Consider the following 15,717-nt stretch of genomic DNA (forward strand, 5'->3'; position numbering starts at 1 on the left):
TTTTCTTATACTTGATATTGCTTAAAAAATTTTTAAAGATAGTTCAATTACCATAAGTCATATTTTCTATTGAGCCGGTTAAAGTTAAAATGAAACTAACACTATCTTTTCATTGTTAGTTTCACTTTATACATTAACACACCCAAACTATTTATATTCACTATTCCTAATAAAAAACAGACTAACCTTTTATGGTTAACCTGTCTCCATTTAAAGAATTATCATAACATATTTGAAATGCTACTTCATTACAACATAAAGTCCGTCTTCATTGGAATAAATTGCATATAGTTTGCTATCCTGTATTTTTTCAAACATTCTTACGTCAACCTTTGTTTCATCAAAAGGTTGTAAATCAACATTTAAATTAGTTAACTCATTAAATCTCATTGTCATATCCCAAGAAATATTCGAGTTAGGCATTATTAATGAATTTAAAATAGGATAATTAATTGCTGAGTTAGTGTAAATCTTTGAATTTGTGAATAATCTATTTAGATGAACCACATTACTAGTCTGCTGTGGTAAATAACGGTTTAAATCGCCTGCTAGCATAATAGACTGACTTTTAAAAACATCGTTTTGTTGTTTGAGTGCACTAGGATATAATAGAGAGAAAATCGCTAAATAAAATGATAATAATAATACAACTAATTGATTCGATTGTCTAAAAATATGTCCCTTATATCTTAAACTGAGTAAAATCAATATCGTGCTAAGAAAAAAACCAAAGCCGTATTCGTAACGAGGACGCAACAATGAGTATGGCGTCATAAAAATTAAATAAGTACCATAACTTAGCACTGAGGAAAGTCCAAGATAGGCAGTTACTAAAAGAATAGTTAATAATTTATTTAATTTAGAAGTTAGAACAACATTAAATACAAATAATACAACCGATATCAATGCTAAAACTACCCATACTTTATTACTCTGGTTGTATATATTTCTCAAATAAATTTTGCTATTTAGAAAAATAAAATGTACTAGCTTATTGATTGGCGCCGTATCAGCAGCACTAGAAAAGACTGGTGGAAAAAGTTTGATTTGACAGAAATATAACAACACTCCCATAACATAAGAAATTGCCGCACTTCCAAATCTATAAAGTAAGCTAATAACATTTTCTTTATTCACTACGTCAAGTAATAACATTGTAGCTGTTAAGACTAAAAAAATTCCAGATGATGCTTGATAAGAATTACACATCAAAAAAGTAGAAATAACTGACGAAACAATGAATAACCTTCTGGATTTATTCCAAAAAATAAATGGAATAATAGAGAATAGAACACTTAGAGTCATAAAAGGAGAGTCAAACCTAAAGCTTAAACATTCGATAAAGAGAGGGTTAATTCCGATTAGAGTTGATGCAAAAGAAGTTATTTTACTTACCTTTTTTGTTGGAATAAATATATAGATAAGTAATAAACTTGAAAGAGTCATTATAATCGCAGATAAAATTTGCGAAGCTAAACCTATATCAGATAAGTGCCCCCCTAGATTTAAAAAACGAACAGCAACTTCGCTAACATATCTAGAATAATGTTCTGAAAATCCTGAATACCCCTGAATTTGTCTACCAATATCATCAATATAAGGAAATTCTGCTAATCCGATATTAAGACAAACAATTAGATAAATAATCAGTATAAAAAGTGCACTGGATTTATTAGACTTAATAAATCTTAAAAAATCTTTCCAAATAGAAATTATGTCTTGATGCAATTCTTTAATCATTTTTTCTCCTTGTAATACAGTACTACTAAAAATTAATATTTAAAATTGTACTTCTCTCCTTCTTATTCTGGAAATTCAAAAAAGTGCTTATAATTATTAATATAATTCTCACCCTCAGTTAAGTCATATTGAATCATTTTAAGATCATTTGCAATTTGTTTACCATCACTATCCAACTTATCTTTATCGACACTTGCTTTATTCAAAACTTCTGTCAACAATGCATAATAAGGTGAAACACGCGAATTTGTGTGTGCTAATAATTCAGCAGGAAAATCACTTGAATTTACTAATGGGTAATATTCTTTTGTAGTACCGTGATTTGACCAAATAAAGTAATCTGTAAGATATTGAAGTTCAGGATTGTCATTAAACATCGTTTGAGGATATAAACCTGGTAAGTGATCTCCATAAAACACAACTGTTATTTTCTTATCAATTCCTTCAAGTTTTTGTAAGAACTCAGCAGTACTACTATCTGTATAACTCAAAAGTCTTGCATAATTTGTAAGGCTTGCATTTTGATCACTTGTTAACCCTTCACCACTTGCTGTAATGTCGCTAAAATCAGTCTCTGACCACATGCCATGATTTTGCATTGTCATCACAGAAAAAAACTGATTTTTATTAGTATCGATTTCAGATAAAATATTGTCGTATGTTGATTTATCGCTCGGATAACCACCAAATATTTCTACCTCATCCGCGATAGTATCAGAACCTGATCTTGCAATAAACTTATTAAATTTTAGTTTTGCGTAAACCGTATTTCGGGCATAATGTGTTGCATCCGACAAATGAATAGCTATCCTATTTTTAGGAGCGAAAGCATTACTAATTGATGGCATATAATTCATGTCAGGAACAATTTCTGTGTACAAGATTGATATCATGTCATTAAAGTTATACATAGGTAAACCAGTCAGAGACTGAAATTCCATATTAGCTGTACCACCACCATAGCCATCTGATTTCATCAATCCCGAAGTCGTTCCAGCTTGAATTTGCTGAATTTGCGGCAATACTGAAGCAGACAAAGATATTCCTGGAATACGAGTTGGATCCGATAAGCTTTCGCTCAAAATAAAGATGACTGTCTGGTCAGAAATATTTCCTGTCCTTGTTGTATTAATCTCATCAGCTATTTTAGTGTATTTTTTATAGATTTCATCAATCTTATCTTGAGTATACCCCTTAGGTTTTTCCATATCAGAAATTGTTAATTGCTTTAACCAAACAAAACTCAATGATTGAAATCTTGCATTAGCTGACGTTCCAAGCCAATTTACATCATAAAGATTATAAACAGCAGATAAAACCGGAATTTTATCCGGAATTCTACCATCTTCTTCGTTAGAAAATACTGTTAAAACTGTTACAAAAGATAATATGATTGTAGCAATTAACGTTAAACGTAGTTTCAGATTTTTATAAATTTTACCTGGCAAGCAGCTTTTTCTAAAATAATACAAAGCAAAAATAACCCAAGCTATTAACGTTAAAGCGACTAATAAAGTATTATCGTCAACATAGTTTTTAAAAAATCCTATATCTCCAATCCAATTCAAATCCGACAATAAAAGCGGCTCATTACGAGCAGAGAATTTGACAATGTTAATATAACTGATTAATACTCCTATGATAACATTTATAATTGTTGCTAATAAATACCTATTTATCAGTACGTAAATAAATAAGAAGCATATTGCAATAAAAACTATTTGAAAAATAGTTGCACCTGATGCAGTATAATACCCGTACCAACTTCCTTGATCAGTAATTCCTGCTTGAATTGAATAATTAAAAACAAAAGCCAAAAGAAAACTTGTTGATAAAGCTAAAGCTGGCGTCGGCTTATTTTCACAAAGATAGGCAATGCCTTTTATAGCCGAATATGTTATCAAACTGAAAAAGAGATACATTCCAAGAGAATACCAGAACAACTGACCTGCGTAAGGTACTTTTTTTATATCACTTACGGCAAAAAGCTTATTCGATAGAAAACTTTGAACAAACTGATTACTTGTAACAATAAACATCGTTGCAAACTGACTCAATATGTGAAAATATAATTTTGAATTTTTTTTATACTCAAAATTAAAAAATTTTATGTCCAAGAGTTTTTTCGAAGCTATCATCTTAAATACGAAAATAAGCAACAATAAAATCAAAAAACATGGGATAAAATTCGTATCCCAAAAGCCATGAAATTTTGTCCACTCAAAATCCTCATTATTAAGATTTAATGTCATTTTAGCGAAATATGATCCAGCTAGAAATAAGCAATAAATAGATAAAAATATTAATGACCACCACTTATTAACAATTGATTTCACTTGTATTGCATACAAAATAACAAGTATTCCTAGAGGAATCCAAATAATCGGTGAAATAAAGCACTGACTCTTTTTATCAATTATCAGAATAAGAAGCAAGTAAGAAATAAAATAGGTTACAAAATAAGAGATAAAAACTAACCTATTTTTAAACCACTGCTCACCTATTGATTTTATATTTAACATTTAATTTTTTAATCCTTACCCTTTAAATTCTTGTGCACCCAAGTGAAACAAATTATTGAGTAAAATACTTCTCCTCTCCCGTTATGCTAACAAGTATAGCATATTATTATACCCAGTAGTAAGTAACTATAACGACAGTTGAAATAGCAACATTAATAAGAATCATCACCGTCACAATTCTTACTAAAAATTTTGAATCAACTTTAACACTCAGCTTTGATTTATAAGCACTGAATAGAGGTGCTAAATAAATCAAGAAAGGTGTGAAATAACGGCCCTGTGCCCCCTGAGAAACACTTGCATTTGGTCCTAAGACTTTTGGAGTCCAAGCAAAATACATCCCAGCAATGATAGCTAAAATTTGAAGTGGAAAAATTAGGGCAGATGCCACTCCTTCAAGTTTTGTCATTTTAAAATCTTCACTAAAGAAAATGAGTGTCAAAATAACTATGTCAATAAAAATCAACCATAGTGGTAAAGCAGTAGCTAACCAACCAAAGTAGCCAAAAATACCAATTGTTAAGAACGTATTCAAATGACCATTTTCTTGATTTAAAAACATCGTATTGAACATCACCCAAATAAAATGGAAACTTCCACCTCGAGATTTTAAGAAGAAATAAAGTCCAAGTAGTCCAAGTACAATCACTGCTGTAATAAAATACTTACGATACTTTTTGAAAAAATCATAAGCTAAATTTAAGAAAGACAGTTGTCCCTCAAAATTAAAATCAATCATTGCTAAAAATGGAAGTAACAATAGATTGTTAGCCTTACTTCCCCATAGAAGAATTACCAATATGAATAACTCAACAAATCTTTTATTAGTGAATTTACGATCATTTGACAGATTTACATAAAAGACAAAAAAAGCTGCTATAAAGACATAATTTAAAACATCATATGATAAAGAAGCTGCCTGCTGTAACATCATTGGCAATAATGAGATAAATAACATTGCTAATTTACCAACTTGTAGATGCTTAATCAAGAAATACATAACAAAAACATATACAAAAGCATTAAGTAAACGTCCACACATCATCATTACACCTAACGATGGATATATCGCTCTTCCGATTAACATTCCAATTACTTGAGGCAAATGAATAATATTTTTAATTGAGATTTTTGGGGCAAAGACATCAGATGAAAAATCCTTTTTCTCAATAAAAAAATTAGCATACTTTTCTTTGCTTACGTCAGCTGGTATTGGAGTATTATTATTAATAATATCTGTTTGATGAAGTGTTAGCCAATCAAATGTTTTACTATTATCATAAAAAATATCCCATGCCATACTTGCATGCATTCCTTCATCAGGGGCCTCAGTTACTGGCACCAAAAAAACAAACAATGCAATGCACGGAACTGCTAATAGTAAAAATAATTTTTCTATTTTCATTTTCTCTCCTTATATGAGTCTTTTGCGCTAAAATAAATAACTAGTGATACTAGTAGCCATGTCAGCATTGATAATGTAAATGATATAGAAGCACCATAAATACCATAGTGTTCAACTAGAGGATTTGCTGAAAGACATGAAACACAAAAACCACTAGCAAATGATATAACCAAGAGTTTTTGCTTACGCAAGACTGTCAAAATGTTATCACAAACCGTCGCAAATGTACTTGCAATTCCTCCAGACATCAAAATAATAAATGGAACTAAATACCTACTTAAATTAGTTGAATAAACAATATTTAAAATTGGAATACCAATTACAGATACAATTGCTAAAATAAAAAACGAAATAACGACGAGTAACTTCAATAACTTTCTACGATAATTAACAAATGCTTCATATTCTTTTTTCTCAAGATAAATTGCCATCTGTGTCATCATAGGCCTGAAAAAAATTAGCATCAAATTCATGGAAAAAACAGGCATGAACAAAATATTAAAATCTGTCTGAATTCCTACCTCTAATGAACCTCGCTCAAATAAATTATCCAATGCATATTTAGGCTGATTATAAATTGAAACCAGTAAAAATCCGTTGATAAACAGCGGACTACTTTCAATCAATAAGCCTTTGATTTGTTTAAATGAGAAATGGAAAGCTTTAATTTTACTGAAGTATCTACTTAACAAAAAATCAAATACAAATACAAAAGCAAACGATAGCGCATTCATAATAATCAACGATAATAGTAACTCATGTGTAATAATCAATGCGATTGTAAAACCTACAAAGATAAAACCATTTCTAAAAAAAAGCGATTTTCCAGCAATATCCAAACGTTCGTGCTGTTGAAACATACCTTGAAAAACATCGGATAATGCATCACTACTTCGATAAAAACAAATCAGTACAACACATAAAGATTTATAAAAATCATATCCGTGAACAACAACATAGCCCAATGCAACTACTATCATAATAATGATAGTCAATACACGTGCATAAAAATAATTGTTAAAGGAATACTTTTCTCTAATATCTGTTGCCTGAAAATCACGAACTTGGAAAGTTGCTACAGTAATTAATAGATTACCAACTGCATAAGCAATACTAAAGACATCAGCGTTATAACTATCCAACAAACGAGCAACTGATAATAATAATAGTGTCGACATCGCTGCAGAAGCTAAACTCCCTAAAATATTCCACATGAAAACTTCTTTTTGAGAAACTTTCTGCCCTATTTTTAATAACTTAATCATCTTTCTTCTCACTTAGTGCAACTTGCTGAGCTAAACTCTTAATTTTTGAAGTTTGGATAGATACAACACGAGTTAGTGAGAAAAGAATCCACAAACTCAAGCAAAATCCAACAAAAAAGACTAGATTAATTGGAGAATAAATTCCAAAAATATTTGCTAAAATAACTAATAAATTTGGAAACCAAACCGCAATCAGTAAAATAACACTTAAAATGTACCATGATAAAGAATAGCGGATTGATAATTTATCCTTTTTAATCAAATGGAACGAGTAAACAACAAAAAGAATAATAACAATCGAAATAAAAAGGCTTGCAGTTTGTGTCATCTTATTTCCCCCTTAATTTTACAAATAAAATAGCCAATGTTACTTTAATCATGTAATAAACTGATTTTGTTGCAGAAATTGATGAAACTCCACCCTGTCTTTCATTCATGATGACAGGAATTTCTTTAACAGAATATCCTTTATTTAACAAAGAAACGATTGTTTCCGGCTCTGGATAATCATCTGGATAATCATTTGCAAATAATTCAATGATATTTCGATCAATCATTCTAAGACCTGATGTTGCATCAGTGATTTTTTTACCTGTTAACATACGAATTAATCCAGTAAAATATCGAATACCTACACGTCTCATGAATGATGATTGGAAACCTTCTTTTTCAAGGAAACGTGAACCAATGACCATGTTAACATTACTTTCAATTAACTCATCAGCCATTTTTGATAAGAAAGCAGGGTTATGTTGTCCATCACCATCTACTTGAACAGCAAGATCATAGCCATACTTTTTAGCATACAAGTAACCAGTCTGAACAGCACCACCAATGCCCAAATTGATTGGAAGTGAAACTACATTAAAGTTATTTTTGTGACAAATTTCAAGCGTATTATCTGTCGAACAATCATTGATAATGACATAGTCAAAATCTGGTGCATCTTTTTTAATTGCAGCAACCGTACCTTCAATATTGCTACTTTCATTATAAGCTGGAATAATAATTAATTTTTTAAGCACGTAGCCGCCTCCTATTGGTTTGAATTTTGACTTTTTTGATAAAACTTAATCAAAAAATTGGCAATCGCTTTCGGCCAAAGTAATTGATACATTTGCAAGTCTTCATTTGTGCGAGTATTATTAGAAATCGTCGCTGTCGTTTCAGATTCTTCATGAATACGATGGAACATCAAAGGTTCTTTAATGTAAGAAAAGCGCCCTTTATATTGTGTAGAAATAGTATACCAAGCATACCAGTCCAAACTTGTTTTCATTTCTTCATCAAATTTAAAATCAGACAGTTTAGACATATTGTATGAAACACTAGGACAACAAATTGGATTGCCAAATGACAGAACTCGATTACGCCACCATTTTGAACCTGGGCATGCAGATAAAACATTAAGCATCAAACGTTTGATTTTCAAATTCTGATTGCTAGCAATATCTTTTGCACCTTCTGCTGTCATTTTTAATTCATGGTAATCAGTATAAATAATTGTTGAATCCGGGTGTTTTTCAAACGAAATCATTACCTTCTCAGTGAAAGTTTCATCATATAAGTCATCTTGGTGAACAATTGTTGCATATGTTGTCTTGCAATGTGAAAGAGCTTGATTCCAGTCAGCTCCGATTGATTTACGTTCACCAACATATAATGGAAGATGATGTTTCTCTGCTATTGATTTAATGTAATCATTTGGTGTTGAAGTATATAAATAAACATCAGATGATACGGTTTGTTGCTCAACTGAACGAATACACTCTTCTAAATATGAACTTTCCCCATATGCGCAAATGGCAATGGTATGTTTATTTTCACTCATTTATTATGTTTTTCCTTAACTAATTTGATTAAATTTAGACGTTTTAAAAAATAAGTCAGAGTCAATTGGGTTGCTTTTTTAAAGAATCTCATAACTATTTTAGCGCTTACTGGATAGTTAATTTCATCAGGAACATCAAGTTCCGATGCAAAAAGCATATCATTTGCTTTTTGGGCATCAATTAAGGCAGGTAAACTTGCTTTATTTGGTAACAAAACAAAATCATAGCGCTCTTTCCAATTGAAAAATGGAAGAAGTTTCTCAAAATCTGAAAGCGCTAGATTACCTTTGCCATTACATAACTTTTGTAATTCATCTAGCCTAATCCAATAAGACGCCCAGGATTTTTCTATCATAGGATTTTTCATTTCTGCTTCAGAAAGATTAAATTTATCCAGAATTTCTTTATTGACGGGTAATTGACTATCTTTATATCTTTCATATGAAAGCATATCAGGAATAGCTAAACCAATCTTTTCATCATCAAGAAATGTTTTCTTAATGGTATCCTCTGATGAAAACATCATCTCAAGTAGTTCAACTAGGCTATAGGAGTCAACCAGATGGTTTGAAAAGAAATCTGAAACATGGATATAGGCTATGCAATTACCATCAAACATCTCAAAAGAATCACTAAGAAATTTTTGCCAATCACTAACACTTGCAATATGTGCGTAAGCATAACTAGTGACATCTTCTTGCTGGAACCGTTCTTTTACTTCCTCTAAAAGTTTCTCTGATTCAGCACTAACTAAAGTTATAATGTTTTTACGACTCTTCAAAAAACTAGTTAAAATTTCTACACCATTTCGTGTTGAAAAATGTAGATGTAAAACTGTCTTTGAAATTTGCTTTAGCACATTGTTATCAGACTGATTCAACTTTTTATAAGGTAATAAGAAAGATGTAGTCGGCGATAATATATTAGATAAATGATTAACGATTAAATCACTTGGATACTCACTCTTTTCTTCAACCGCTTTTAAAACATACGGTGCTAAGTAATCTGCATGGCTAAATGACTTAATTTTGATAAATGGAATTCCATTCTGAATGATTAAATCAGGTCTGAAAATAGAAACATTGCCAAGCTCTGGTTTGTTTGACAAGTCAAGCGCTGAAGCATAATGGAAACCTGCTTCAACTAATTGTTCAGTCAATTTTGCTTCATAAGCATCAATGACTTGTTGAACATTTTTGTAAATTTTAACATTTGACCAAAAATCAATAAACGCTTGACTCTCTACAACCTGTTTCTTAAAAGAGAGAAAATATGATTGCAGATGCTCTGCCACATAGCTTCCCCCCTTTAATTTACAAGCTGCATGATTAGTCAACCCCCAAAAATCAATGGTATCATCTAACTCAAATTGATTCATGATAATTTTAAAATCCCACAAAGGGCCAAAACAGGTATCATTCATCAAGGTTAATGAATCAAAATTCTTTATACTATCTAATGAAGCAAAAATACCATCTTTCCATGCTGCAAAATCATAACCTTCATTTTGTCGTTCAAGTAAATCTTCAATGAGCTTAGCATCTTGCAATTTTTGAACTGCTTTCTTGCTTAACTTACTATTCGAAATGAAATAGATTGATGAAAACAACGGCCTTAGGTGTTCAAGTTGGTAGAGAACATGGGGACTTAGTTCATTAAATTTATTGTAATGAACATAAAGTAAGAGACGTTTCATCGATTTCTCCTAAATAAATTGATTATTTTTGTTGTAATAATCCAACGTTTTGAATGAATAACCTTATTATACTCATCTACCCAATATTCTTTTTCAGCTATTGTACTTTTCAGATTTTCCTCAGTTATTTTTAAGTTTGCCCTCTCTTCAAGTAATTCCTCTAAAATAGATTTTGCATTCGTCAATTGAGTTGCTAGTTCCCGTTGACGGAGAGCAAGAATTTTCTCATGCTCCGTATTTTCTAAGAAAAGATAACGTGTTAATGCATTGAAATCTATACGAGAGTAATACTTATCAAGGTACTCTTCTTGGGTTTCTTGAAGTTTTTCAAAACGTTTTGACATTTTTTCAACAGATGCTGGATGTGAATCTGAGCCTTCATGCAAGCGATAAACAGTTGTCGCTTCAGGCAAAAATGTCAACTCAGTTTTCATAAACAATTCTAGTTGAAGACAAAATGTATCATCAACAGCATCTGGAGTGATAGCTTCATTCACTTTCAACATCAATTTACGATCTACTAACCAAGTTGATGACATGGTCATTCCTCGAAATGCTAGCATTTCTTCAAAACTAGACATTTTGCGGATAATTCCATTTTTAATAGCTTCTTTATGGCGAAGCTCTCCTGACTCAGAAATAATGTCAAAATCACTACAAGACCAACTTGATGTTTCTGATTTATCCAAAATATCAACTTGCTTCTGAAGTTTATATTCATCTATCCAATAGTCATCGCCATCACAGCGGGCAATATAATCACCTTGAGCTAACTTACAAGCCTCAATCCATGTCTTTGTAATTCCAAGATTTTCTTGATGAAAAACGGCTTTAATTTTTTCTGGAAATTGTTTAGCATAGTGCTCAATAATTTGAGGAGAATGATCACTAGAAGCGTCATCAACTAAAATGATTTCATAGTCAAAATTACATTTCTGGTTCAAGAAACTCTGAATAGCTTCTTCTATCCACGCTTCTTTATTATAATTTGTACAAATAATAGATACTTTCATTCTTTACCTCATTTATTGAACCATTATTTTAAAAATCCCATTGACCATTACGTTGAATAAGACCTGTTGCTGAATCAACTTCAGATTCATTATTATAATCAAGATCATCACGTGTTAATAAAATAATTGGTGATTTTTCAGCTGGGACAAAGCCAATCATTTGTCCATCTTTATCTCGAATTGTCACTTCCAATTTCAATTTCAAATCATTCACATTTGGAATGTGACAACTATATTTAACATTTTTTTTACCAGCGCCTGTTGTCATATGTTCTTTCGAATTATCATTATAAATCCAGATATTACGGTCAATATCTGTAAATGATAGAGCCACATATGTATCCATATCTTGAAGCATGTTGTAATTGACTTCAAAAGAAATTTCATCTTTTGGTGTTAGGCGTTTTTCAGATAATAAGTTAATAGAAATATCTGAGATTTTATCATCTTCTTTAACTTCTCGTTCTTCTTGAACATTGTCATCATATTCTTTTTCAGTATTATCATAACTGTATTGATTAGCTACATCAAATGGATTACCATACGCTTTAACTAAACCATTTTCAATTAAAACAGCTCGGTTACAATATTTCTTAACTGCTCCCATATCATGGGTAACAAGAATAGTTGTCTTACCACTTTCTTTACGTTCCATAAAGTAATCGTTACATTTACGTTGGAAAGCCTCATCACCTACGGCAAGAACTTCATCAAGAATGAGCACGTCACCTTGAGCTTTAATCGCAACTGAGAATGCTAGACGAACTTGCATACCACTTGAGTAGTTTTTAAGTTTTTGGTTCATAAAATCTTCAAGCTCAGCAAATTCGACAATGTCATCGTACATTGCATCGATTTCTTCGGTTGTAAAGCCAAGCATGGCACCATTCATATAGACATTTTCACGTCCAGTCAATTCAGGATTAAATCCAACACCAAGTTCGATAAATGAAACCATTTTACCATTTACTGTAACTGAACCTTTTTCAGGGACGTAAATTTGTGAAATGATTTTCAAAAGTGTTGATTTACCTGAACCATTACGACCAACAATCCCAAAGAAATCTCCTTTATGAACATCAAATGAAATATCCTTTAAGACATGTTGCTCACGATAACCTTTGATTCCTTTAAAACGGTTAACAAGTGCTGTACGTAAACTGTGTGTTGCTTCAGTTGGTAATTTAAAATATTTACTTACATGATCTACTTTTACTGCAATTTCTTTATCTGACATTATAAAATCTCCGCAAATTTCTTAGCATGTTTATGGAAAATTGAATATCCAATTGCAAGAATTACAAATGGAATAACGTATGGAACTAGAGCAATGATATTATTATTAATCAGTTCCCAACCTCGCATATTTCCAGAATAAACAATAAAATGACGCATATCTTGGATAACTTGTGCAATAGGATTTAGCATCATAATTTTACCAATAGTATAGTGGTGACGTTGTAAAATAAATGTCAAAGAATAGATAATCGGTGTGCCATACATACCAGCCTGAAGAATTACTTCCCAAATTGGTCCCAAGTCACGATATTTAACAAATAGGGTTGACAAGATAAACGCAACACCAGTAGCTAAAACAAATAATTCAATAAACAAAGGGAAAATTACTAAGAAACCAAAGCTAGGATGGACACCATTTAATAAAGCAAAAATGAACACAACCACCATGTTGATAGCATAGTTAATTGCCGCACCAACAACTGATGAAATAACAATAATTTCTTTTGAAAAATTCAATTTACGAAGCAAGTCACCACGTGACACAATAGAAAGCATCCCCATGTTTGTCGCTTCAGCAAAGAAGTTCCATGTCACCATACCAATCAATAAACCAATTGCGTAGTGAGGTGTTCCATCATCAAAGCGCAAGAAACGAACGAATACCAAATACATAATTGTAAATAGCATCATTGGTTTAAGAATTGACCACAAGTGCCCGATTAGACTTCCCTGGTAACGAAGTTTAAAGTCCGTTTTTACCATTTCTTTTAATAAGATTTTATTTTCTCTACTAAAGAACTTCATTTATTTCTCCTATAACCAAATTTGGTAATAATTAGTGTTCTAAATACAAAAGTATGGAATGCTCTGTTTTTTCGTAAGCTGTATTTTCTTAAAGTACGGATACGTTGAAAAAGTGGCTTATCCAAAATAGTTATGAACTGTTCAACCAGTTCTCTATTTTCAGGTGATAAATCTGTATCCAATAAAAAGCGAGCCTGAGTTTGGCTTGCACTGATTAACCACCAATATTTTTCAACTAATTTATGAGGTTTAATCCAATTTTTTATACGTTTAGACCATGTACGCGCTCCTAAAACATTAGCATCGTGTTGACGATACAATTCTGTTGGGTAGTTAACATAAGCAAGTGTCCCTAGAGCACTTGCTAACAAGGCTAAATACCAGTCATGCATCAACAAATCTTCTGTCGATGTCCATAACTCAGCAAGAGCATGATTAATCATCGCTGTTCCACCGGTTACTGTATTTTCTGTTAACTCTTGAACCAGCTCGGTATTAGCATGATCAGATTGCGTTTTTATCATACTTTCATGTAAAACATTTAATTCACGGTCAACAACTTTCAAATCTGTGTAAACCAATAAAGGCTTTTGATTATCGTGTTTTTGCGCTTCTGCTATAGTCACAGCTAACTTATCTTCTAGCCAAATATCATCTTGGTCAGAAAAGAAATAATAATCTGCTTCGCTATGTTTCAAAAGCGTATAAAAGTTTTTGATGACACCAAAATTTTCACGATTGTCGGCATTAATAAAAATAATACGTGAGTCAGCCTGAGCATATCGTTTAATAATATCTGGTGTTTTGTCACTTGAACCGTCATCTCGAATGTAAAGCGTCCAATCTTTGACCGTTTGATGCTGAATACTCTCTATCTGCTCAGCCAAAAATTGCTCACCATTGTAGGTAGACATCAGTATATTAATCTTCATTTAAAAATAGTCCCTCATACTCTCCTACAATTTTTTCCCATGTATAATTTTTCTTCACAATCGCACGCGCACGGTTACCATATTCTGTAAAATCATAATGACCATCAGCGTCGTTAATCAAACATGAGAGATTTCCAGATGTCTTATTCCAGTAAAATGCACTCTGCCCAGCGACAGATTTATTGAAATCAACATCCAAAACGAGATTTAACTTCGTATGTCCCAAAGCCTCAAGCAAACCAGGGTTTGTTCCACCGACTTCATGACCGTGAATATAAGCGAAGGCATTTTCACGGATGTAATTTAACAAATCACGATCATAAACTGTTCCGACAAATTTGACCCTATAATCACGTTCAAAATTTGTCAAATGCTTCAACTTTTCAAAGTAAGCACTATTCTTATGATTCGTAATGATAATCAAATCACGTCTAGTTTTTGATTTCATAAATTCACGAATAGCTGTTTCATAGTTATTTTCTGGAACAAAACGTCCGACAATCAAATAATAGTCATTCTCTTTTGTTTTCCAATTATCGAAGCATTTTCTTACCTTGTAATCATCAGCTGTTAAAGTTGATTTCTTCAAATCTGTTCCATAAGCAATAAAACGCGTCTTAGCTTCTGGATATGACTCTTTAATGTAATTTTCAATTCCAATGTTATCAGAAATGACCAAATCAGCTGTCTTAGCCATCGATTTTTCAGCATATTTTAAATAAGCTTGAACCGGTTTTGACCATTTTGAGCGTTTCCATTCAAGACCATCTGGATTGACGTAAACTTTTCCGCCAACAGCGTGAATTAGTCTTGCAAAGGGCGCAATAAAAGCACCAATCGTGTTGCCCAAGATATAAAAAATAGGTTTTTTAATACCAGATCTTTTTACCATTTTAAGTCCGTAAGTAATCGCCATCATATCATAGGCGATAACACGAGCAGGACCAATCTTAGGTGCCTTGATGGTAAAACAGTCTGCGCCCTCGTATTTGAAATGCGTATGGTGCTTATCATCGCTTAAACAAGCGACATGATAAACAATGTCTGAGCTCTGCTTATTTTTCACCAACTCCTCAACAAAAGTCTCAAAGCCACCGTACTTAGCTGGCAAGCCTCGACTTCCGATGATGAATACATGTTGCATGGCACACTTCTCCATTCTAAAATACAATCAAAAATATTATATCATAATTTAGATAAGCTGGCGATGAAAAAACGAAAGAGCCTATATATAACAGGAAAGGCAGCCATTTTTAGGACAATAAAAAA

The 15,717-nt window shown here is 32.0% G+C and carries 13 protein-coding genes; all 13 read right to left on the minus strand.

Going from position 1 to position 15,717, the window contains the following annotated elements; translation table 11 throughout:
• Nucleotides 1-240 precede the first annotated feature (240 nt).
• Entirely contained in the window at nucleotides 241-1,740 is a 1,500-nt protein-coding gene (locus ACN0NP_RS01120; RefSeq protein WP_423217379.1) for a glucosyltransferase domain-containing protein, read from the minus strand.
• Between the two features lie 62 nt (nucleotides 1,741-1,802).
• Nucleotides 1,803-4,262 (minus strand): LTA synthase family protein, encoded by a 2,460-nt coding sequence (locus ACN0NP_RS01125; RefSeq protein WP_423217380.1) that lies wholly within the window; start codon nucleotides 4,260-4,262, stop codon nucleotides 1,803-1,805.
• Between the two features lie 106 nt (nucleotides 4,263-4,368).
• A complete protein-coding gene (locus ACN0NP_RS01130) occupies nucleotides 4,369-5,667 on the minus strand; it encodes a DUF2142 domain-containing protein (protein ID WP_423217381.1) in 1,299 nt (432 codons plus the stop codon).
• Nucleotides 5,664-6,932 carry a polysaccharide biosynthesis C-terminal domain-containing protein gene (locus ACN0NP_RS01135; RefSeq protein ID WP_423217382.1) on the minus strand — a complete coding sequence of 423 codons (1,269 nt, stop codon included), beginning with the start codon at nucleotides 6,930-6,932 and terminating at the stop codon, nucleotides 5,664-5,666. The genes ACN0NP_RS01130 and ACN0NP_RS01135 overlap by 4 nt, the downstream gene beginning before the upstream one ends.
• Nucleotides 6,925-7,260, minus strand: a complete 336-nt coding sequence (locus ACN0NP_RS01140) for a DUF2304 domain-containing protein (protein WP_423217383.1) — start codon at nucleotides 7,258-7,260, stop codon at nucleotides 6,925-6,927. The genes ACN0NP_RS01135 and ACN0NP_RS01140 overlap by 8 nt, the downstream gene beginning before the upstream one ends.
• A gap of 1 nt (nucleotide 7,261) precedes the next feature.
• On the minus strand, nucleotides 7,262-7,957 hold the full coding sequence (locus ACN0NP_RS01145) for a glycosyltransferase family 2 protein (RefSeq protein WP_157328397.1): 696 nt from the start codon (nucleotides 7,955-7,957) through the stop codon (nucleotides 7,262-7,264).
• 11 nt (nucleotides 7,958-7,968) lie between these two features.
• Complete coding sequence (locus ACN0NP_RS01150) at nucleotides 7,969-8,763, minus strand: glycosyltransferase family A protein (protein WP_074567115.1); 795 nt, start codon at nucleotides 8,761-8,763, stop codon at nucleotides 7,969-7,971.
• Entirely contained in the window at nucleotides 8,760-10,460 is a 1,701-nt protein-coding gene (locus ACN0NP_RS01155; protein WP_423217384.1) for a rhamnan synthesis F family protein, read from the minus strand. Before ACN0NP_RS01155 ends, ACN0NP_RS01150 begins: the two co-directional genes overlap by 4 nt.
• Nucleotides 10,457-11,473 (minus strand): glycosyltransferase family 2 protein, encoded by a 1,017-nt coding sequence (locus ACN0NP_RS01160; protein ID WP_423217385.1) that lies wholly within the window; start codon nucleotides 11,471-11,473, stop codon nucleotides 10,457-10,459. Before ACN0NP_RS01160 ends, ACN0NP_RS01155 begins: the two co-directional genes overlap by 4 nt.
• Nucleotides 11,474-11,501: 28 nt before the next feature.
• A complete protein-coding gene (locus tag ACN0NP_RS01165) occupies nucleotides 11,502-12,710 on the minus strand; it encodes an ABC transporter ATP-binding protein (RefSeq protein ID WP_423217386.1) in 1,209 nt (402 codons plus the stop codon).
• Nucleotides 12,710-13,516 (minus strand): ABC transporter permease, encoded by an 807-nt coding sequence (locus ACN0NP_RS01170; protein WP_039698098.1) that lies wholly within the window; start codon nucleotides 13,514-13,516, stop codon nucleotides 12,710-12,712. Before ACN0NP_RS01170 ends, ACN0NP_RS01165 begins: the two co-directional genes overlap by 1 nt.
• Nucleotides 13,513-14,448, minus strand: a complete 936-nt coding sequence (locus tag ACN0NP_RS01175; RefSeq protein WP_423217387.1) for a glycosyltransferase family 2 protein — start codon at nucleotides 14,446-14,448, stop codon at nucleotides 13,513-13,515. The genes ACN0NP_RS01170 and ACN0NP_RS01175 overlap by 4 nt, the downstream gene beginning before the upstream one ends.
• A complete protein-coding gene (gene cps2T / locus ACN0NP_RS01180; protein ID WP_039690441.1) occupies nucleotides 14,438-15,592 on the minus strand; it encodes a beta 1-4 rhamnosyltransferase Cps2T in 1,155 nt (384 codons plus the stop codon). The genes ACN0NP_RS01175 and cps2T overlap by 11 nt, the downstream gene beginning before the upstream one ends.
• Nucleotides 15,593-15,717: the final 125 nt, after the last annotated feature.

This window comes from Streptococcus equinus, from assembly GCF_049393805.1.
Classification (GTDB): domain Bacteria; phylum Bacillota; class Bacilli; order Lactobacillales; family Streptococcaceae; genus Streptococcus; species Streptococcus equinus.

Bases quoted from the DNA above. Each gene is read 5' to 3' on its own strand.
- ACN0NP_RS01120 (WP_423217379.1), bottom strand. From the start codon at position 1,740: ATGATTAAAGAATTGCATCAAGACATAATTTCTATTTGGAAAGATTTT.
- ACN0NP_RS01125 (WP_423217380.1), bottom strand. From the start codon at position 4,262: ATGTTAAATATAAAATCAATAGGTGAGCAGTGGTTTAAAAATAGGTTA.
- ACN0NP_RS01130 (WP_423217381.1), bottom strand. From the start codon at position 5,667: ATGAAAATAGAAAAATTATTTTTACTATTAGCAGTTCCGTGCATTGCA.
- ACN0NP_RS01135 (WP_423217382.1), bottom strand. From the start codon at position 6,932: ATGATTAAGTTATTAAAAATAGGGCAGAAAGTTTCTCAAAAAGAAGTT.
- ACN0NP_RS01140 (WP_423217383.1), bottom strand. From the start codon at position 7,260: ATGACACAAACTGCAAGCCTTTTTATTTCGATTGTTATTATTCTTTTT.
- ACN0NP_RS01150 (WP_074567115.1), bottom strand. From the start codon at position 8,763: ATGAGTGAAAATAAACATACCATTGCCATTTGCGCATATGGGGAAAGT.
- ACN0NP_RS01155 (WP_423217384.1), bottom strand. From the start codon at position 10,460: ATGAAACGTCTCTTACTTTATGTTCATTACAATAAATTTAATGAACTA.
- ACN0NP_RS01160 (WP_423217385.1), bottom strand. From the start codon at position 11,473: ATGAAAGTATCTATTATTTGTACAAATTATAATAAAGAAGCGTGGATA.
- ACN0NP_RS01165 (WP_423217386.1), bottom strand. From the start codon at position 12,710: ATGTCAGATAAAGAAATTGCAGTAAAAGTAGATCATGTAAGTAAATAT.
- ACN0NP_RS01170 (WP_039698098.1), bottom strand. From the start codon at position 13,516: ATGAAGTTCTTTAGTAGAGAAAATAAAATCTTATTAAAAGAAATGGTA.
- ACN0NP_RS01175 (WP_423217387.1), bottom strand. From the start codon at position 14,448: ATGAAGATTAATATACTGATGTCTACCTACAATGGTGAGCAATTTTTG.
- cps2T (WP_039690441.1), bottom strand. From the start codon at position 15,592: ATGCAACATGTATTCATCATCGGAAGTCGAGGCTTGCCAGCTAAGTAC.